A 19,117-nucleotide genomic window follows, 5' to 3' on the forward strand; every position below is an offset into this window, starting at 1 on the left:
GCGAACCTTTCTATTGAAACCTAAAAAACTGTTCACATATAGATGACGATTTAATTTCGTCGACAGGTTCATGAAACATAGCAATGAAATTTGCATATCTGAAAATACTGGCTAGCTTCAATCCCCACGACCCTCCGGTCAACGAACGTATTAATACCTGAAAACATGTCTGGAGTAAGGCTTTCAGGAAGCGTCATAAAAATACGTCATCGCGACCTTCCCCGCTCTATCAACAATGGAATGTAGTAATGCCCTGATCTATGTCAAACGGCTCGAATACCAATGGACTTACTTTGAAGCCTCACTTCTCCTGGATTGGAGTTACTACAAATGTCTGATACTCCTGGAAAACTGCGACTGGGTGCGCTGGTTGCTCTAGTAGTTGGTTCAATGATTGGCGGTGGCATTTTTTCATTGCCGCAAAACATGGCCGCCAGTGCCGATGTGGGTGCAATCCTGATCGGTTGGGCAATCACCGCAGTCGGTATGTTAACCCTCGCTTTTGTGTTCCAAACCCTCGCCAACCGCAAACCTGACCTCGACGGCGGCGTCTATGCCTACGCCAAGGCCGGCTTCGGCGATTACATGGGTTTCTCATCCGCTTGGGGTTACTGGATCAGCGCCTGGCTGGGTAACGTCGGCTACTTCGTGTTGCTGTTCAGCACCTTGGGTTACTTCTTCCCGATCTTCGGTGAAGGCAACACCCCTGCGGCCATCATCGGTGCCTCAATCCTGCTGTGGGCTGTGCATTTTCTGGTACTGCGCGGGATCAAGGAAGCAGCGTTCATCAACCTGGTGACCACCGTTGCCAAGGTCGTACCGCTGGTGCTGTTTATCCTGATTGCCATCTTCGCGTTCAAGCTGGACATCTTTACCAGCGACATCTGGGGCGTGAAAAACCCGGACCTGGGCAGCGTGATGGACCAGGTGCGCAACATGATGCTGGTCACCGTATGGGTGTTCATCGGTATCGAAGGCGCAAGCATCTTCTCTTCCCGTGCCGAGAAACGTTCGGACGTGGGTCGAGCCACCGTGATCGGTTTTATCACCGTGCTGCTGTTGCTGGTACTGGTGAACGTGCTGTCGCTGGGCATCATGACTCAGCCTGAACTGGCCAAACTGCAGAACCCGTCGATGGCGGCCGTGCTTGAGCATGTGGTCGGTCACTGGGGTGCGGTGCTGATCAGCGTCGGCTTGATCATCTCGCTGCTGGGTGCCCTGTTGTCCTGGGTACTGCTGTGCGCCGAAATCATGTTCGCGGCGGCCAAGGACCACACCATGCCGGCCTTCCTGAAAAAGGAAAACGCCAACCATGTTCCGGTCAACGCCCTGTGGCTCACCAACGCCATGGTGCAACTGTTCCTGATCATCACCCTGTTCTCGGCCAGTACCTATCTGTCGCTGATCTACCTCGCGACCTCGATGATTCTGGTGCCTTACCTCTGGTCTGCGGCCTACGGCTTCCTGCTGGCGGTGCGTGCCGAGACTTACGAGAACGCCCTGGCAGAACGCAAGAAAGACTTGATCATCGGTGGTATCGCGCTGATCTACGCCATCTGGCTGATCTATGCCGGCGGCCTCAAGTACCTGCTGCTCTCGGCCCTGCTGTACGCACCTGGCGCCATTCTGTTCGCCAAGGCCAAGCGTGAAAGTGGCCAACCTGTTTTCACCAACATCGAGAAAGTAATTTTTGCCGCAGTAGTGATCGGCGCCCTGGTGGCTGCCTATGGTCTCTACGACGGCTTCCTGACCCTGTAACAACCTGTTTGTGTACTTTGGAGGATGACTGTAATGACCACGGAAAAAGTGAAGTTCGGCGTGCATTCCGAAGCCGGTAAGCTGCATAAGGTTATGGTGTGTTCCCCAGGCCTGGCTCACCAGCGCCTGACCCCAAGCAACTGCGATGAGCTGCTGTTCGATGACGTGCTGTGGGTCAACCAGGCCAAGCGCGATCACTTCGACTTCGTCACCAAGATGCGCGATCGCGGTATTGATGTACTGGAAATGCATAACCTGCTGACCGATATCGTCGCCATGCCAGAAGCCCTGGACTGGATCCTGGACCACAAAGTGACCCCCAATCAGGTGGGTGTGGGCCTGGTCAACGAAGTCAAATCCTGGATCAAGAGCCTTGAGCCACGCCAGGCGGCCGAATACCTGATCGGCGGCGTGTCGGCAGACGACCTGCCAGACAGCTTTGGTGGCAAGACCATTCAGATGTTCCGCGATTTCCTCGGCCACACCAGCTTTATCCTGCCACCGCTGCCCAACACTCAGTTCACCCGTGACACCACCTGCTGGATCTACGGTGGCGTGACGCTGAACCCGATGTACTGGCCAGCGCGTCGTCAGGAAACCCTGCTGACCACGGCGATCTACAAGTTCCACCCCGAGTTCACCAACGCCGAATTCCAGATCTGGTACGGCGACCCGACAGTCGACCACGGCAACGCCAGCCTTGAAGGCGGCGACGTGATGCCCGTCGGCAACGGCGTGGTACTGATCGGTATGGGCGAGCGCACCTCGCGTCAGGCCATCGGCCAACTGGCGCTGAACCTGTTCAAGAACAAAGCGGTAGAACGCATCATCGTGGCCGGCATGCCGCGCTCACGCGCCGCGATGCACCTGGACACCGTATTCAGCTTCTGCGACCGCGACCTGGTCACCATCTTCCCTGAAGTGGTGAAGCAGATCGTTGCCTTCTCCCTGTATCCGGATGACAAGAAACAAGGCGGCATCGATGTACGACGCGAAGAAGGCAGCTTCCTCGAAGTCGTGGCCCACGCCCTGGGTCTGAAAAAACTGCGCGTCGTCGAAACCGGCGGCAACTCTTTCGCCGCAGAACGCGAGCAGTGGGACGACGGCAACAACGTGGTGGCGCTGGAACCTGGCGTGGTCATTGGCTACGACCGCAACACTTATACCAACACCCTGCTGCGCAAGGCTGGCGTTGAAGTCATCACCATCAGCGCCTCCGAACTGGGACGCGGCCGTGGCGGTGGCCACTGCATGACCTGCCCGATCATTCGCGACCCAATCGACTATTAATCACCCCATTTGATTGCTTGCGCGGGCCCCTACGAGGGGCCAGTGCAAGCCGGTTAACCCAAAACCAAGGAGATCACCATGGCTTTTAACATGAAAAACCGCAGCCTTCTGAGCCTGATGCACCACACGCCACGTGAGTTGCACTACCTGCTCGATCTGTCCCGCGATCTCAAGCGCGCCAAGTACACCGGTACTGAAGAGCCGCACTTGAAAGGCAAAAACATTGCGCTGATTTTCGAAAAAACGTCGACCCGTACCCGTTGCGCATTCGAAGTTGCAGCCCACGACCAGGGCGCACACGTGACGTACATCGACCCGGTTTCCTCGCAAATCGGCCACAAAGAAAGCATGAAAGACACCGCCCGCGTGCTGGGCCGCATGTTTGATGCCATCGAATACCGTGGCTTTGAACAAGCCATTGTGGAAGAACTGGCCAAGTACGCTGGCGTGCCGGTATTCAACGGCCTGACCGCTGAGTTCCACCCGACGCAAATGATCGCCGACGTGCTGACCATGCGCGAACACAGCGACAAGCCGCTGCACAACATCAGCTACGCGTACCTGGGCGATGCCCGCAACAACATGGGTAACTCGTTGCTGCTGATTGGCGCCAAGCTGGGCATGGACGTGCGTATCGCCGCACCAAAAAGCCTGTGGCCGGAAGAATCGTTCGTCAAACAGTGCCAGGAATTCGCCAAGGAAAGCGGTGCCAAAATCACCCTGACCGAAGACCCGAAAGCTGCGGTCAAAGGCGTGGACTTTATCCACACCGACGTCTGGGTATCGATGGGCGAGCCGGTTGAAGCCTGGAACGACCGTATCAAGCTGCTGCTGCCTTACCAGGTCAACAGCGACATGATCAAAGCGGCAGAAAACCCACGCGTGAAGTTCATGCACTGTCTGCCAGCGTTCCACAACTGTGAAACCAAGGTCGGCAAGGATGTGGCCGAGCACCATCCAAACCTGAAAAACGGCATTGAAGTGACCGAAGAAGTGTTTGAGTCCCCGGTCAACATCGCCTTCGAGCAAGCCGAAAACCGCATGCATACCATCAAGGCGATCCTGGTAGCGGCGCTGGCTGATATCTAAGCCTGGCCCACAGTAGATGTGTAAACACACATCTACTGTGGGAGCGAGCCCGCTCGCGAACGAGCTTCGCGAGCAGGCTCGCTCCCACACAAGGCGCTCTCACACTTCTAAAAGGACATCCTGTATGCGTATCGTCGTTGCACTGGGCGGTAACGCCCTCTTGCGTCGCGGCCAGCCCATGACCGCCGAGAACCAGCGCGAAAATATCCAGACCGCTACCGCCCAAATCGCTCGAATTGCCCACGGCAACGAGCTGGTAGTAGCCCACGGCAATGGTCCTCAGGTCGGCCTGCTGTCGCTGCAAGCCGCCGCTTATACGGCAGTAGCCCCCTACCCGCTGGATGTACTCGGTGCTGAAACCGAAGGCATGATCGGCTACATGATCGAGCAAGAGCTGGGCAACCTGCTGCCACCAGAAGCGCCTTTCGCCACCCTGCTGACCCAGGTTGAAGTCGACCCCAAAGACCCGGCGTTTCAGAACCCGACCAAACCCATTGGCCCGGTCTACACCGAAAGCGAAGCCAAGAGCCTGGCCGCTGAAAAAGGCTGGAGCATTGCACCGGACGGCGACAAGTTCCGCCGCGTGGTAGCCAGCCCGAAACCCAAACGCATCTTCGAAATTCGCCCGATCAAATGGCTGCTGGAAAAAGGCACCATCGTGATCTGCGCGGGCGGTGGCGGGATCCCGACCATGTATGGCGAAGACGGCAAGCTGCGCGGCATCGAAGCCGTAATCGACAAGGACCTGGCCTCCTCGCTGCTGGCCCAACAGCTGGGCAGCGACCTGCTGGTGATCGCCACTGACGTGAATGCTGCCTTTATTGACTGGGGCAAGCCAACGCAGAAAGGCATTGCTCAGGCTCACCCGGATGAGTTGGAAAAGCTCGGTTTTGCCTCCGGTTCAATGGGACCAAAAGTGGAGGCTGCCTGCGAGTTTGCCCGTAAAACCGGCAAGACCGCTGTGATCGGCGCACTGGCGGATATCGAAGCAATCGTTCAAGGTAAGGCCGGTACTCGCGTCAGCACCGAAAAACCGGGTATCACTTACTTCTAAGTCCCTGGGCAGGCCCCGGGGTCTGCCCTTTTTCCCATAGCATCAAGGAGTACCCCTATGGCCTCGTTCGAACCCGGTCACCTGCATATCCATCGCGAACCGCTGCAGCCGGGCGACTTTGGGTATGACATCAAAATTGATTACCAGGTCGTTCAGGATCCCAAGGAAGGCAAGTCGATGCAGTTCGACATGCATGGTCAGATCAACCAGAAGGACTTCAAAGAGTCGTTCACCCTGCCCAAGGACCTGGCTTACAACTTTGCCCATGACGCATTCCAGATTGCCGTGAAACACGGCATTCCAAAAACCGCAGACATCCGCGCGATGCACGGTTACTACGACAAGATGTTTGCCGACGTCCTGGCCCAGCTCAACCACAAGCCTGGCGACCCGATCAAACCTGAACATCTGGAGTAATTCAGCCACTTGATGATGGCTGCGCTTTTGTGGGAGCGAGCTTGCTCGCGATGCAGGCAACGCAGTTTTACTGTTAGGCCGTGTTGATGCCATCGCGAGCAAGCCCGCTCCCACGGAATTTCACCTATCCTCCCCGCCAAGGCATACTGGCCATCCCCGCTGGCCAGAAGTGTTCCTTGTTCCCATGCGTATCCATGTCAGTTTTATCGACCGTGTCGGCATCACCCAGGAAGTCCTGGCCCTGCTCGGCGGGCGTAACCTCAACCTGGATGCGGTGGAGATGGTCCCGCCCAACGTCTACATCGATGCCCCGACCCTGAGCCCGCAAGTACTCGACGAACTGCGCGAAGCCCTGTTCAGCGTCAAGGGCGTGCAATCGGTGACAGTGGTCGACATCCTTCCCGGCCAACGCCGCCACTTGCAACTCGACGCCTTGCTCGCGGCCATGACCGATCCGGTACTGGCGCTGGACAGCCAAGGCCATGTGCTGCTGGCCAACCCGGCACTGGTGGCCCTGTACGGCCATGAACCGACCGGCGAAAGCATCGGCGAGCTGTTCACCGACCCCGGACTGCTCGACGTGCTGCTGGAAAACGGCTTTCGCCTGCCATTGCGCGAAGTCACACTCAACGGCCATCCGTTGATGCTCGATGCCACGCCGATCACCGATGCGGGTGCCCTGCTGACCCTGTATCAACCGAGCCGTATCGGCGAGCGCCTAGCCGCGTTGCACCACGACCATGCCGAAGGCTTTGATGCCCTGCTCGGCGAGTCGCCTGCGATTCGCACGCTTAAAGCCCGCGCACAGCGTGTGGCCGCGCTGGACGCGCCCTTGTTGATCCAGGGTGAAACTGGTACTGGCAAGGAATTGGTGGCCCGCGCCTGCCATGCCATCAGTGATCGCTTTGGCGCGCCGTTTCTGGCCCTCAACTGCGCTGCACTTCCGGAAAACCTGGCCGAAAGCGAGCTCTTCGGTTATGCCCCCGGCGCCTTCACCGGTGCCCAGCGTGGCGGCAAGCCGGGGCTGATGGAGTTGGCCAACCACGGTACGGTTTTCCTCGATGAAATCGCCGAAATGTCCCCCTACCTGCAAGCCAAGCTGCTGCGTTTTCTCAATGACGGCAGCTTCCGCCGGGTGGGCGGCGAACGCGAGGTCAAGGTCAATGTGCGGATCCTCAGTGCCACTCACCGCAACCTGGAAAAAATGGTCAACGAGGGCACCTTTCGCGAAGATCTGTTCTACCGACTGAATGTGCTCAATATCGAAGTACCGCCGCTGCGCGAGCGCGGCCAGGATATTTTGCTGCTGGCGCGCACCTTCATGCAGCAGGCCTGCACTCAGATCCAGCGCCCGGTATGCCGACTGGCGCCGGGCACCTACCCGGCCCTGCTGGGCAATCGCTGGCCCGGTAACGTACGCCAATTGCAGAACGTGATCTTTCGCGCTGCCGCCATTTGTGAAAGTAACCTGGTCGACATTGGCGACCTGGACATCGCTGGCACCTCGGTTGCGCGGCAAAGTGACGGCGAGATTGAAACCCTTGAGCACGCCGTCGAGTCCTTCGAAAAGGCGTTGCTGGAAAAGCTCTACGTCAGCTACCCCTCGACCCGTCAACTGGCCAACCGCCTGCAAACCAGCCACACCGCCATTGCCCACCGGCTACGCAAATACGGCATCCCGGGTAAAGCCTGACGCGCTCATTCCCCTGTGGGAGCGAGCCTGCTCGCGCGTGAATCGACCCGTAATCACGGTCAGACCGCGTCGCAGGCATCGCGAGCAGGCTCGCTCCCACAGAGCCCTCCCCTCGTCCGTATCGATATCACTCCAGTGGAGCGATATCGATACAGCCCCTCTAAACCGCAGCCACGCAAGGCTTTGATCCTCTTGAATTTTTTTATTGCCTTTGTGCTGTAGCGATTTCGCTACAGCACAGTTGTAAATCTGATCCTTATAAATACATAACTAATTGATAGATAAGGATATTTATAAACTGGCAGCCATTTTGCAATGAACTCTCAATAAGCTCGGTCTTCACGAGCATTTACCTGTGACCACCAGACATGTCTGGCCCTGAGGAGTTTCCATGAGCGAATTGCGTTTTACTGAAGACCACGAATGGCTGCGCGCCGAAGCCGACGGCAGCGTAACCGTGGGGATTACCGCGTTTGCGCAAAACGCTCTGGGTGACGTGGTGTTTGTGCAGTTGCCTGAGTTGCAGTCCTACGACAAGGGTGCAGAAGCCGCTACTGTTGAGTCGGTCAAGGCTGCCAGTGGCGTGTACATGCCTTTGGACGGTGAAGTGCTCGAAGTGAACCCCGCGCTCGACAGCAGCCCGGAACTGGTCAACGAAGATCCGCTGGGCGAAGGCTGGTTCTTCCGTTTCAAGCCCGCCGATGCCGATGCGCTCGACAAGCTGCTCGATCAGGACGCCTACGACCGCCTGATCAAAGCCCAAGACGACAACTGAGAACTCAGCCATGACTATCAATCTCAGCACTGCCAATGAATTCATCGCCCGCCATATCGGCCCGCGCCAGGCCGATGAGCAGGCGATGCTTGCCACCCTCGGCTTTGATTCCCTTGAAGGCCTCAGCGCCAGCGTGATCCCGGAAAGCATCAAGGGCACCAGCGTGCTCAACTTGCCGGCGGGTCAAAGCGAAGCCGATGCACTGGCCTCGATCAAAGCCATCGCAGCCAAGAACCAGCTGTGCAAAACCTATATCGGCCAGGGCTACTACAACTGCCACACGCCTTCACCGATCCTGCGCAACCTGCTGGAAAACCCGGCCTGGTACACCGCTTACACGCCGTATCAGCCTGAAATTTCCCAAGGCCGTCTCGAAGCGCTGCTCAACTTCCAGACCCTGATCAGCGACCTTAGCGGCCTGCCGATTGCCAACGCTTCATTGCTCGACGAAGCCACCGCCGCTGCCGAAGCGATGACCTTTTGCAAACGCCTGAGCAAGAACAAAAACAGCCACAGCTTCTTTGCGTCCAGCCACTGCCACCCGCAAACCCTCGACGTGCTGCGCACCCGTGCCGAGCCGCTGGGCATTGAGGTGGTGGTCGCTGACGAACGCGAGCTGACTGACGTATCGATCTTCTTCGGCGCTCTGCTGCAGTACCCGGCAAGCAACGGTGACGTGTTCGACTACCGTACATTGGTTGAGCGTTTCCACACGGCCAACGCACTGGTGGCCGTTGCCGCCGATCTGCTGGCCCTGACCCTGCTGACGCCTCCGGGCGAGTTCGGTGCTGACGTGGCCATCGGCAGCGCCCAGCGTTTTGGCGTGCCCCTGGGCTTTGGTGGCCCGCACGCGGCTTACTTCGCTACCCGCGACGCGTTCAAGCGCGACATGCCTGGCCGTCTGGTCGGCGTTTCGGTTGACCGTCACGGCAAACCGGCACTGCGCCTGGCCATGCAAACCCGCGAGCAACATATCCGCCGCGAGAAGGCCACGAGCAACATCTGCACCGCGCAAGTGCTGTTGGCCAACATCGCCAGCATGTACGCCGTGTACCACGGTCCCAAAGGCCTGACCCAGATCGCTGGGCGCATTCACCAACTGACCGCGATCCTGGCTCAGGGCCTGAGCGCGCTGGGGCTGAAAGTCGAGCAAGAACAGTTCTTCGACACGCTGACTCTCAACACCGCCAGCGCCACCACCGCCCTGCACGCCAAGGCCCACGCACAAAGCATCAACCTGCGTGTGGTCGACGATCAGCGTCTGGGCCTGTCGCTGGATGAAACCAGCAGCCAGAGCGACGTAATCGCCCTGTGGACCCTGCTCGCCGCCGATGGTCAGACCCTGCCTGACTTCGACGCACTGGCCCAGACCGTGACCGGCACCCTGCCAGCCGCCTTGGTGCGCCAGTCACCGATCCTCAGCCACCCGGTGTTCAACCGTTACCACTCTGAAACCGAACTGATGCGTTACCTGCGTCGTCTGGCGGACAAGGACCTGGCGCTGGACCGCACCATGATCCCGCTGGGTTCGTGCACCATGAAGCTCAACGCTGCCAGCGAAATGATCCCGGTGACCTGGGCCGAGTTCGGCAGCCTGCACCCCTTTGCTCCTGCCGAGCAAAGCCTGGGCTATCAACAACTGACCACAGAACTTGAGGCCATGCTCTGCGCGGCCACCGGTTACGACGCCATATCCTTGCAACCGAACGCCGGTTCCCAAGGCGAGTACGCCGGTCTGTTGGCGATCCGCGCCTATCACCAGAGCCGTGGCGAAGAGCGCCGCGACATCTGCCTGATCCCGTCTTCGGCCCACGGTACCAACCCGGCAACTGCCAACATGGCCGGTATGCGCGTGGTGGTAACGGCCTGTGATGCACGGGGCAACGTCGATATTGAAGACCTGCGCGCCAAGGCCATCGAGCACCGCGATCACCTCGCCGCGCTGATGATCACCTACCCGTCGACCCACGGTGTGTTCGAAGAAGGCATCCGCGAAATCTGCGGCATCATTCATGACAACGGCGGCCAGGTGTACATCGACGGCGCTAACATGAACGCGATGGTGGGCCTGTGCGCACCGGGCAAGTTCGGCGGCGACGTGTCCCACCTCAACCTGCACAAAACCTTCTGCATCCCACATGGCGGTGGCGGCCCGGGTGTTGGCCCGATTGGCGTCAAATCGCACCTCACGCCGTTCCTGCCGGGTCACGCGGCAATGGAACGCAAGGAAGGCGCGGTATGTGCGGCACCGTTCGGCAGCGCCAGCATCTTGCCAATCACCTGGATGTACATCCGCATGATGGGCGGCGAAGGTCTCAAGCGCGCTTCGCAGCTGGCCATCCTCAATGCCAACTACATCGCCCGTCGTCTCGAGGAGCACTACCCGGTGCTGTACTCGGGCAGCAATGGCCTGGTGGCCCACGAATGCATCCTCGACCTGCGCCCGCTCAAGGAAACCAGCGGTATCAGCGTCGATGACGTGGCCAAGCGCCTGATCGACTTTGGCTTCCACGCTCCAACCATGTCGTTCCCGGTGGCAGGCACGTTGATGATCGAGCCAACCGAAAGCGAATCCAAGGAAGAACTGGACCGCTTCTGCAACGCCATGATCTGTATCCGTGAAGAAATTCGCGCCGTTGAAAACGGCAGCCTGGACAAGGAAGACAACCCGCTGAAAAACGCTCCGCATACCGCCGCTGAAATGGTCGGCGAATGGACCCACCCGTACAGCCGCGAACAAGCGGTGTACCCGGTTGCATCCCTGATCGAAGGCAAGTACTGGCCACCGGTTGGCCGGGTCGACAACGTGTTTGGCGACCGCAACCTGATTTGCGCCTGCCCTTCGATCGAAAGCTATCAGGAAGCATAAGCAACCGGGTCATGGAGATCCAAATGTGGGAGCGGGCTTGCTCGCGATACAGGCAATGCGGTTTTGCAGCCAGACCGCAGTGATGCTATCGCAGGCAAGCCAGCTCCCACAGGGATCGAAGTTGCACTACACAATAAGAAACCGGAGAACCCTATGTCTTTAAGCGTGTTCGACCTGTTCAAGATTGGCATCGGCCCCTCCAGCTCCCATACCGTCGGCCCCATGCGTGCTGCTGCGCGTTTTGTCGAAGGTCTGCGCCGTGATGAAATGCTGCAACACACCGCCTGCGTAAAAGTTGAACTCTACGGTTCCCTCGGCGCCACCGGCAAAGGACACGGCAGCGACAAAGCCGTATTGCTGGGGCTCGAAGGTGAACACCCGGATACCGTTGACACCGAAACCGTGGCCGAACGTCTGGCCGCCATTCGCAGTAGCGGGCGCTTGAACCTGCTGGGCCAACACCCCATCGATTTCAACGAAAAGTCGCACCTGGCGATGATTCGCAAACCCCTGCCCTATCACCCCAACGGCATGATTTTCAGAGCACTCGATGGCGCTGGAATTCAGATCCGCAGCCGCGAGTACTACTCGGTCGGTGGCGGCTTTGTGGTCGATGAAGGCGCAGCGGGCGCTGACCGCATTGTCGAAGACAGCACCGCACTGAAATACCCCTTCAAGACCGCCAAGGACCTGTTGCGCCATTGCGTCACTCACAACCTGTCGATCAGTGAAGTGATGATGGCCAACGAAAGCGCTTGGCGCCCCGAGGCCGAGACGCGCAGCGGCTTGCTGAAAATCTGGCAAGTGATGCAGGACTGCGTGAGTGCCGGTTGTCGCAACGAAGGCATTTTGCCCGGCGGGTTGAAGGTCAAGCGTCGGGCGGCTGCGCTGCATCGTCAGCTGTGCAGCAACCCTGAGGCCGCGTTGCGCGATGCGCTGTCGGTGCTCGACTGGGTGAATTTGTACGCGCTGGCGGTCAATGAAGAAAACGCCAACGGCGGACGTGTGGTCACCGCACCTACCAACGGCGCGGCCGGGATCATTCCTGCCGTGCTGCATTACTACATGCGCTTTATTGGCGGAGCCAATGAAGACGGGGTGGTGCGATTTCTGCTGACCGCCGCCGCCATTGGCATTTTGTACAAGGAAAATGCCTCGATCTCCGGCGCCGAAGTCGGCTGTCAGGGCGAGGTCGGCGTGGCCTGTTCAATGGCGGCTGGCGCGTTGTGCGAAGTGCTGGGTGGCACCGTACAGCAAGTCGAGAATGCTGCCGAGATCGGCATGGAGCACAACCTCGGCCTGACCTGCGACCCGATTGGCGGCCTGGTCCAAGTGCCGTGCATCGAACGCAATGCAATGGGTTCAGTCAAGGCAATCAACGCGGTACGCATGGCCTTGCGCGGTGACGGCCAGCACTTTGTCTCGCTGGACAAGGTGATCCGCACCATGCGCCAGACCGGCGCCGACATGAAAAGCAAATACAAGGAGACCGCTCGCGGCGGTCTGGCTGTCAACATTATTGAGTGCTGATTTTCAAGGAGTCTCGAATGTCCACCGAACAACTGCTTCAAACCCCGCTGCACGCACTGCACCTTGAACTCGGTGCCCGTATGGTGCCGTTCGCCGGCTACGACATGCCCGTGCAGTACCCGCTGGGGGTGATGAAAGAACACCAGCACACCCGTGAACAGGCCGGGTTGTTCGATGTATCGCACATGGGCCAGATCCGCCTGATCGGCGCTGATGCAGCCAAGGCCCTTGAAACTCTGGTGCCGGTCGACATCATCGACCTGCCGGAGGGCATGCAACGCTATGCCATGTTCACCAACGAACAAGGTGGCATCCTCGATGACTTGATGGTTGCCAATCTGGGCAATAACGAACTGTTTTTGGTGGTTAACGCCGCGTGCAAGGATCAGGACCTGGCGCATCTGCGCAAGCATTTGAGCGCCCACTGCCAGATCCAGCCGTTGTTTGAAGAGCGCGCCCTGCTCGCCCTGCAAGGCCCGGCAGCCGTCAACGTGCTGCAACGCCTGGCGCCAGAAGTGGCAAAAATGACCTTTATGCAATTTGCCCCGGTGACATTGCTGGGCGCGGACTGCTACGTCAGCCGCTCTGGCTATACCGGCGAAGACGGCTTTGAGATTTCAGTACCGGCCGATCGCGCCGAAGAACTGGCACGTCGCCTGCTGGCAGAACCAGAAGTCCAGGCCATCGGCCTCGGCGCACGGGACTCGCTGCGCCTGGAAGCTGGCCTGTGCCTGTACGGGCATGACATGAACGACAGCACCACGCCAATTGAGGCCAGCCTGCTGTGGGCAATCTCCAAGGCTCGCCGCGCCGATGGCCTGCGTCCTGGCGGGTTCCCGGGTGCCGAGAGCATCTTTGCCCAGCAGCAAAATGGCGTGGCACGCAAACGCGTGGGCTTGCTGCCACAGGAGCGCACCCCGGTACGTGAAGGCGCGGAAATTGTCGACGCCGACGGCACTGTGATTGGAACTGTGTGCAGCGGCGGTTTTGGCCCAACTCTGGGCGCGCCCCTGGCAATGGCTTATCTGGATATCGCGTTCACCCCGGTGGACTCTGAAGTCTGGGCGATTGTGCGAGGCAAGCGTGTACCCATGAAAGTGTCGAAAATGCCATTTGTCGCACAGCGTTATTACAGAGGCTAAGCGTCTAACCTCAAGTAAGACAGTTGCATGTTTACACACTAACGTAGCATGCAACTGCTCCTGGACTGCACTAAGATTCGATAGCGAAAACACTGTTTTAAACTCGAAAACAATTGAACCTCTCTATGATTAATCCGCACTTATAACTTCCCGTTGCAGGTTAATAACCCGGTATCGCCCGCTTATTAACGGGGCTTGTATTTTCAATTCCAGTTTCGTAGAGTTTGCCTACTGTGTTTGCATGGGTCGCTGGAATCGTGACCTGGGCAGTAGCTCTACGTTTGCTACAACCCGTTCTGCGTCTCTTACTTTCCTGCAACCCAGCACCAGAACTCTTTCATGTGAAAGAGGCTGTCATTAATTGTTAGCGTCAAAGGAATTAAGAAATGTCCCAACGTCAGAGCGGTACCGTCAAGTGGTTCAACGACGAAAAAGGGTTTGGTTTCATCACCCCTGAAAGTGGTCCAGATCTGTTTGTGCACTTTCGTGCCATTCAGGGCAACGGCTTCAAAAGCCTGAAAGAAGGCCAAAAAGTGACCTTCATCGCAGTTCAAGGCCAAAAAGGCCTGCAGGCTGACGAAGTTCAACCAGAAGCCTGATCTCGCGCACAAAAGCCTCTGATGGTGACATCAGAGGCTTTTTTATGGCCGTAATTCCGTAAGATGGCTCTTTTCCTTCACGAGACCCTGCCATGTCGAAACAACCACTTAGCCCTCAAGGCGAATTTCCCGCCGTTGGCCTGGGGCGCCGCCTGGCAGCCATGTTCTATGATTTTCTGCTGTGTACCGCCCTGCTGATTGTCACCACCTTTATTTACAAGCTGATCATGATGAGCTTTATCGGCGAAGCCAAAATGAGGGCACTTTCCGAGGCCGGTGCCCTGGATGGCGACCCATTACTCTCGACCATCCTGTTTTTTGTCCTGTTCGGTTTCTTTGCCAAGTTCTGGACCCATTCCGGGCAAACCCTGGGCATGCAAGTCTGGGGCATACGCGTGCAAAATGCGGACGGTACGGCCATCAGCCTGTGGCAAGCCTTGTTGCGGTTTATCGTCTCCATCGGCTCATGGCTATGCCTGGGTCTGGGGTTCATCTGGTCGGTCTTCGACAAGCAAAACCGCACCTGGCATGACATGTATTCCAACACTCAGTTGGTGCGCATCCCCAAAACCAAGAAATAAAAAAAGCCCGTATCTCTCGATACGGGCTTTTTTGTTGCTGCGTTGCGAATAACAAGATCCAAAGGATCTTCAAACAGGGGTTGCTACGCAACCCATCGCAGCCCTCGGCAGCGGCTACAGATATCTATGGCTTACTCAGCCAGCTTGAAGGTTATGAAGCTGGCACGACCCTGACGCAGAACCCGCATCGACACCGAGCGATTCTTCGGCAATGCCTTGGCAATTTCAGTGAACTCCTTACCATTGCTAATTGCCTGATTGTTCAGGTGAGTAATCACGTCGCCAGGTTGCAAGCCGATCAAGGCCGCAGGACCGTCCTGAACGTCGGTGATGATCACGCCACCCTTGATGTCGTTGGCTTTCTTCTGCTCTTCGCTCAAGTCGGCCACGGACACACCCAGACGGTTGCTGCTTTGCTCGGCACCCGTGCCTGAAGCGAGATCTTTCGCATCATCAGGGATAGCACCGACAGTCAGGTCGAGGTTTTTGCGCTTGCCGTCACGAATCACTTCAAGGGTTGCCTTGCTACCGGCCTTGAGAGCGCCAACCAGATGCGGCAAATCTGCCGACATGATGATCGGCTGACCATTCATGCTCAGAATCACGTCGCCAACTTGCAAACCACCTTTGGCAGCCGGCCCGTTATCAAGTACCTGTGCCACCAGCGCACCAGCTGGCTTGTCCAGGCCAAACGACTCGGCCAGATCCTTGTTGACCTCTTGAATCACTACGCCCAACCAACCACGGCTGACCTTGCCGCCAGCCTTGAGCTGATTGGCAACATCCATGGCGACATCAATAGGGATCGCGAAGGACACGCCCATAAAGCCGCCCGAGCGGGTGTAGATTTGCGAGTTGATACCCACCACTTCACCCGCCAGGTTAAATAGCGGGCCACCCGAGTTACCCGGGTTGATCGGCACGTCAGTCTGGATAAACGGCACGTAGCTTTCATTCGGCAGGCTGCGACCGATAGCGCTGATAATGCCTTGGGTCACGGTGTGGTCAAAGCCAAACGGTGAGCCGATGGCAACCACCCACTGACCGGCCTTGAGATCCTGAGACTTGCCCAGTTTCAGTACAGGCAGGTTTTTGCCTTCGATTTTCAGCAGCGCAACGTCGGAACGTGGGTCAGTACCAACCAGCTTGGCCTTCATTTCGCTGCGATCAGACAGGCGCACGATGATTTCATCAGCATCTGCCACAACGTGGTTGTTGGTCAGGATGTAGCCATCGGGCGAGATGATAAAGCCCGACCCCAAGGATTGAGCCTCGCGTTGCCGCTCACCTTTGCCACCAGGCGGCATACTGCGTTCAAAGAAGTCGCGCAGACCAGGCGGCAAGCCTTCCAGGTCGGGCATTTGCCCCATGCTTGATACTTTGCGCTCCGGCAACTTTTGCGTGGTGCTGATATTCACCACGGCTGGCGAAGCTTGCTCGACCAGTTGCGTAAAATCAGGCAACTGCGCTTCAGCCATCACCGGAACTGCCTGCCCGAGCATCAGCACGGCTGCAAAAATAGGTAAATAAGTTTTCAATCGAGGCATCGACATACAGCTCCCGTTAATAGCAGCAGAGTTAAGCGACAGGCACTAAAAAACCAAGTCCAAAGCATAGACCGTTTTTAAGGCCCCAGAAAACAAACAAGGCCAGAGCCCTTTAGGGCTCTGACCTTTATTAAAAGATAGAAAAATGGCAATTGGAAAATTGTCACCCGCCATGTCGACCCAGCCCTATGGTTTAGTCTGAGATTCGTCTTTACCGACACGCATTGAGAGTGCAATTCGCTCCGCAGTTCCCAGCGGGATTTCACCCACCACAGTGGCAATCATGTCACCTTGCGGGGTGGTCAGATGCCGTGAAACTGCAACTGTTGGCCCCAGTTGTACACGGGCATCGGGAACTGCAGTGCCCTGCAAAGGCTCAAGAAACACCGAAAACCGCGTCAAGCCATCGTCATACAAGAGGCTGGTGACTTCAGACTTGGTCCGTGGATCACGCCGCACTGTGCTGCTGATTTGCTCGAAACCGGGTGGCAGCCAGTCGGAATGCCAAGCATGGGCAGTAGTGACCACAGGGGCCGCCGTATCAGCCGTGGCAACGGGACGGCAAAGGCCTGTGGGCTTGAGTTCACTGTCATCAGGAGTGGTTGTTTCAAGGCTGGTAAACTGGAAACGCTCAAGCAGTTGCCCCTTGTCATTGAGCAACAACGACTTGAGAGGCAAACCGGTTTCACGGTCCAGATACAGTTCGAACCCATAACGATGCTGGTCGCGCGGGGTGAGTGAAATCACCGCCACCGGCCGACCTGCAACTCTTGAGTCGCCTCTTTTTGTCACTGCGTACCAGTCATTGAGCTTCTGGGTATCAAGCTGTCTGGCCGACACGGCACTGACATCTCCAGGCCCGGAGACCATCTTGCCAGTGACACACTCAGTGCGCCCGTCGGCACGAATGACCTCTTGTGCAGCGCCATCCAACTGCATCAAGCGTTCACGAACTTTCCCATCCTGCACGCGGTGCCAGATGCTGTGGGTAGAAAAACTACCGTTACGTTCGTAAACGAAAGTGCCCTGATAGCTGTGCTGTTGCTCGGCCTGCCCAAGACGTTTGAGCCAGTCCTGGGCATCATCGGCGTGTGCAGGTACAACAAACCAGCCGCAGAGCAAAAGCGATAACAGAGGTAGGACGCGCATGTTGGTCCTTAACGGTTTTCCAGGCTGGCAGCCCGAGCATATGGCAGAGGGCTTTCAGACCCTTTCAATGCCGCTTGCTGGGCGTGCTGACGCAGGTAACCTGGCAAACGCTGATCGTGCCAACCGGGCTGACCTTGCAGAACACCGTTTGCCATCGGACCTGTGGCCTGATCGGAGCTTTCGCTGTAGTTGGCCAGTACCGCAGGGCCTTTAGCCATCGGCGCACTCAGGCTCTGTGGTGCAGCCTGCTGAGCAAGCTGGGCACCAACGATGTCATCCTGGTTGTACAGCCTGACACCCGCCAAAACAGCAACGGTAACCGAAGCAGCAACGGCCAGGCGACCAATGCTGCGCCACGGACCACGAACCACCTTGGCCGGTACTTGTTCTTCGGCCAAGGCGGCCGAAACGGCAGATGCGATGTCCAGGCGCGGAATCAGCAGGTCCTTGTGCATCACAGCACGGGCCACCTGATAACGAGACCAGGTATCACGCGTTTGTGTGTCGTCAAAGGCATTCAATACCCGACGTAGTTCCAGTTCGTCCGCTTCGTTATCCATCACTGCGGACAGCGATTCCTGCAGGGCTTCACGACTCATGGCGGTTCCTCTCTTGGCTGTCGCCGCTGTCTCAGTTTTCCTGCAACAACGGTTGCAGGGCTTTATCAATGGCTTCCCGAGCGCGGAAAATCCGGGAGCGCACGGTACCCACCGGACATTGCATGACGCTCGCAATGTCCTCGTAACTCAGACCGTCGAATTCACGTAAAGTTAAGGCCGTACGCAAATCTTCTGGCAGTAGCTGAATGGTGCGATGTACGGTGCTCTCGATCTCGTCGCGGAGCAAAGCGCGCTCCGGCGACTCGAGATCCTTGAGACCGTGGTCACCATCGTAAAACTCAGCATCTTCTGAACTCACATCACTATCAGGTGGACGTCGACCGCGTGATACCAGGTAGTTTTTTGCCGTATTAATGGCGATGCGATACAGCCATGTGTAAAAGGCGCTGTCACCGCGAAAATTACCAAGTGCCCGGTAAGCCTTGATAAAGGCTTCTTGAGCGACGTCCTGGGCTTCATGGGTGTCGTGCACAAAACGCACGATCAACCCGAGAATTTTGTGCTGATACTTCAGCACGAGCAGATCGAATGCGCGCTTATCGCCGCGCTGTACGCGCTCGACCAGCTGCTGATCCTCTTCCTGGGCTAGCATGAATACTCCTCATAAGGCCGGGAGGAAGATTGCTTTGCTAATTGATCAGGCTTGCAAACATAGACTCGGGCTTTACACAAAAGTTCTCTCCCCCCTGGCAAGTTTCCTGCGCGCTCGGATTTGGCACGCACGAAAACGCAGCTCGGGCCTGGCCGGCTGCGTCGATAATCTTGTCGCCACATTCTGCTGTCGAGTCGAAAAACAAACCCCGCATCAAATTGAGCGCCGTTTCCCTGCATCAAGGGCAACCCTCTATGGAACGCTGAGCAGTACGAAAAGTTCAATACTTTCGTACGAAGTACACCCTGCGGCACCTCGAAAGCGGATCAGGGTTCGAGTCCCCCTGAGCCTTGACGCCCCTTGCAGATTAATTGTGAAAATCGACATGCAGACTACTCAAGTCTGAGGCACA

The 19,117-nt window shown here is 57.5% G+C and carries 16 protein-coding genes; 12 read left to right on the forward strand and 4 right to left on the reverse strand.

Translation table 11 applies throughout. From position 1 onward, the window contains the following. The first annotated feature begins 330 nt into the window (after positions 1–330). From arcD to N7D90_RS18685, 12 genes are all read left to right on the forward strand, one after another. Positions 331–1,758 (forward strand): arginine-ornithine antiporter, encoded by a 1,428-nt coding sequence (arcD, locus tag N7D90_RS18630; RefSeq protein ID WP_261739377.1) that lies wholly within the window; start codon positions 331–333, stop codon positions 1,756–1,758. 33 nt (positions 1,759–1,791) lie between these two features. After that, positions 1,792–3,048, forward strand: a complete 1,257-nt coding sequence (arcA, locus tag N7D90_RS18635; protein ID WP_261739378.1) for an arginine deiminase — start codon at positions 1,792–1,794, stop codon at positions 3,046–3,048. 78 nt (positions 3,049–3,126) lie between these two features. Next, positions 3,127–4,137, forward strand: a complete 1,011-nt coding sequence (locus N7D90_RS18640; protein WP_261739379.1) for an ornithine carbamoyltransferase — start codon at positions 3,127–3,129, stop codon at positions 4,135–4,137. A 124-nt stretch (positions 4,138–4,261) separates the two neighbouring features. Beyond that, the gene (gene arcC, locus N7D90_RS18645) at positions 4,262–5,191 is read left to right on the forward strand and encodes a carbamate kinase (protein WP_261739380.1); all 930 of its coding nucleotides are present in this window, start codon (positions 4,262–4,264) and stop codon (positions 5,189–5,191) included. A gap of 57 nt (positions 5,192–5,248) precedes the next feature. Beyond that, complete coding sequence (locus tag N7D90_RS18650) at positions 5,249–5,608, forward strand: DUF5064 family protein (RefSeq protein WP_261739381.1); 360 nt, start codon at positions 5,249–5,251, stop codon at positions 5,606–5,608. 184 nt (positions 5,609–5,792) lie between these two features. Then, positions 5,793–7,301 (forward strand): sigma-54-dependent transcriptional regulator, encoded by a 1,509-nt coding sequence (locus N7D90_RS18655; protein WP_261739382.1) that lies wholly within the window; start codon positions 5,793–5,795, stop codon positions 7,299–7,301. A gap of 391 nt (positions 7,302–7,692) precedes the next feature. Continuing rightward, complete coding sequence (gcvH, locus tag N7D90_RS18660; protein WP_261739383.1) at positions 7,693–8,076, forward strand: glycine cleavage system protein GcvH; 384 nt, start codon at positions 7,693–7,695, stop codon at positions 8,074–8,076. 10 nt (positions 8,077–8,086) lie between these two features. After that, positions 8,087–10,945 carry an aminomethyl-transferring glycine dehydrogenase gene (gene gcvP / locus N7D90_RS18665; RefSeq protein ID WP_261739384.1) on the forward strand — a complete coding sequence of 953 codons (2,859 nt, stop codon included), beginning with the start codon at positions 8,087–8,089 and terminating at the stop codon, positions 10,943–10,945. Positions 10,946–11,098: 153 nt separating this feature from the next. Continuing rightward, positions 11,099–12,475, forward strand: a complete 1,377-nt coding sequence (locus N7D90_RS18670; protein WP_261739385.1) for an L-serine ammonia-lyase — start codon at positions 11,099–11,101, stop codon at positions 12,473–12,475. Positions 12,476–12,492: 17 nt separating this feature from the next. Continuing rightward, complete coding sequence (gene gcvT / locus N7D90_RS18675) at positions 12,493–13,617, forward strand: glycine cleavage system aminomethyltransferase GcvT (RefSeq protein ID WP_261739386.1); 1,125 nt, start codon at positions 12,493–12,495, stop codon at positions 13,615–13,617. Between the two features lie 386 nt (positions 13,618–14,003). Then, positions 14,004–14,216 carry a cold-shock protein gene (locus tag N7D90_RS18680; RefSeq protein WP_261739387.1) on the forward strand — a complete coding sequence of 71 codons (213 nt, stop codon included), beginning with the start codon at positions 14,004–14,006 and terminating at the stop codon, positions 14,214–14,216. A gap of 92 nt (positions 14,217–14,308) precedes the next feature. Continuing rightward, on the forward strand, positions 14,309–14,797 hold the full coding sequence (locus tag N7D90_RS18685; protein ID WP_261739388.1) for an RDD family protein: 489 nt from the start codon (positions 14,309–14,311) through the stop codon (positions 14,795–14,797). 131 nt (positions 14,798–14,928) lie between these two features. Here N7D90_RS18685 and N7D90_RS18690 read toward each other — a convergent pair whose 3' ends face one another. The 4 genes from N7D90_RS18690 to rpoE form a co-directional block, all read right to left on the reverse strand. Further along, entirely contained in the window at positions 14,929–16,350 is a 1,422-nt protein-coding gene (locus N7D90_RS18690; RefSeq protein ID WP_261739389.1) for a DegQ family serine endoprotease, read from the reverse strand. A 180-nt stretch (positions 16,351–16,530) separates the two neighbouring features. Next, positions 16,531–17,493: a MucB/RseB C-terminal domain-containing protein gene (locus N7D90_RS18695; protein WP_261739390.1), complete on the reverse strand. Its 963-nt coding sequence runs from the start codon at positions 17,491–17,493 to the stop codon at positions 16,531–16,533. Positions 17,494–17,501: 8 nt separating this feature from the next. Further along, positions 17,502–18,092, reverse strand: a complete 591-nt coding sequence (locus N7D90_RS18700; RefSeq protein ID WP_261739391.1) for a sigma-E factor negative regulatory protein — start codon at positions 18,090–18,092, stop codon at positions 17,502–17,504. Positions 18,093–18,123: 31 nt separating this feature from the next. Further along, complete coding sequence (rpoE, locus tag N7D90_RS18705; RefSeq protein ID WP_048359852.1) at positions 18,124–18,705, reverse strand: RNA polymerase sigma factor RpoE; 582 nt, start codon at positions 18,703–18,705, stop codon at positions 18,124–18,126. Positions 18,706–19,117 lie beyond the last annotated feature (412 nt).

It is taken from the genome of Pseudomonas fragi (assembly GCF_025426255.1).
Classification (GTDB): Bacteria; Pseudomonadota; Gammaproteobacteria; order Pseudomonadales; family Pseudomonadaceae; genus Aquipseudomonas; species Aquipseudomonas kulmbachensis.

Bases quoted from the DNA above. Each gene is read 5' to 3' on its own strand.
- N7D90_RS18685 (WP_261739388.1), top strand. From the start codon at position 14,309: ATGTCGAAACAACCACTTAGCCCTCAAGGCGAATTTCCCGCCGTTGGC.
- N7D90_RS18680 (WP_261739387.1), top strand. From the start codon at position 14,004: ATGTCCCAACGTCAGAGCGGTACCGTCAAGTGGTTCAACGACGAAAAA.
- gcvT (WP_261739386.1), top strand. From the start codon at position 12,493: ATGTCCACCGAACAACTGCTTCAAACCCCGCTGCACGCACTGCACCTT.
- N7D90_RS18690 (WP_261739389.1), bottom strand. From the start codon at position 16,350: ATGTCGATGCCTCGATTGAAAACTTATTTACCTATTTTTGCAGCCGTG.
- N7D90_RS18655 (WP_261739382.1), top strand. From the start codon at position 5,793: ATGCGTATCCATGTCAGTTTTATCGACCGTGTCGGCATCACCCAGGAA.
- rpoE (WP_048359852.1), bottom strand. From the start codon at position 18,705: ATGCTAGCCCAGGAAGAGGATCAGCAGCTGGTCGAGCGCGTACAGCGC.
- N7D90_RS18695 (WP_261739390.1), bottom strand. From the start codon at position 17,493: ATGCGCGTCCTACCTCTGTTATCGCTTTTGCTCTGCGGCTGGTTTGTT.
- N7D90_RS18640 (WP_261739379.1), top strand. From the start codon at position 3,127: ATGGCTTTTAACATGAAAAACCGCAGCCTTCTGAGCCTGATGCACCAC.
- arcD (WP_261739377.1), top strand. From the start codon at position 331: ATGTCTGATACTCCTGGAAAACTGCGACTGGGTGCGCTGGTTGCTCTA.
- arcC (WP_261739380.1), top strand. From the start codon at position 4,262: ATGCGTATCGTCGTTGCACTGGGCGGTAACGCCCTCTTGCGTCGCGGC.
- gcvH (WP_261739383.1), top strand. From the start codon at position 7,693: ATGAGCGAATTGCGTTTTACTGAAGACCACGAATGGCTGCGCGCCGAA.
- gcvP (WP_261739384.1), top strand. From the start codon at position 8,087: ATGACTATCAATCTCAGCACTGCCAATGAATTCATCGCCCGCCATATC.
- arcA (WP_261739378.1), top strand. From the start codon at position 1,792: ATGACCACGGAAAAAGTGAAGTTCGGCGTGCATTCCGAAGCCGGTAAG.
- N7D90_RS18650 (WP_261739381.1), top strand. From the start codon at position 5,249: ATGGCCTCGTTCGAACCCGGTCACCTGCATATCCATCGCGAACCGCTG.
- N7D90_RS18670 (WP_261739385.1), top strand. From the start codon at position 11,099: ATGTCTTTAAGCGTGTTCGACCTGTTCAAGATTGGCATCGGCCCCTCC.
- N7D90_RS18700 (WP_261739391.1), bottom strand. From the start codon at position 18,092: ATGAGTCGTGAAGCCCTGCAGGAATCGCTGTCCGCAGTGATGGATAAC.